The following is a 263-nucleotide window of genomic DNA, read 5'->3' as shown; positions in this document are numbered from 1 at the left end:
AATTCGAGTGGATTCGGCGGTAATGGGCCTGATGGCATGACACTCAGATCGGCAAAGCTTGGGACGCGATTGATCAGGGAGTTGGTATTGCGGCCTGATAAATAAGAGCTTAATCCGGTTTTGTTATCCAGATGAAAGAGTGCATGTTGTTTGGGATTGCGTAAATCGGCATCAATCAGCAATGTGCGCATACCTAGCTGTGAAAATACGATCGCCAGATTGGCTGCCATGAAACTGCGACCATCGCCTGCTTGAGCACTGAC

Annotated in this window: 1 protein-coding gene; it reads right to left on the bottom strand. The window is 48.7% G+C overall.

The annotated features are described in order from the left end of the window. On the bottom strand, nt 1–230 hold a 230-nt coding region (locus ACZ3HH_RS30445), incomplete at its 3' end, for a tyrosine-protein kinase family protein (RefSeq protein ID WP_465810352.1). Nucleotides 231–263 lie beyond the last annotated feature (33 nt).

Source organism: Pseudomonas sp. PME37.24/025 (assembly GCF_055556615.1).
This window is presented reverse-complemented; position numbering and strand designations above follow the sequence as displayed.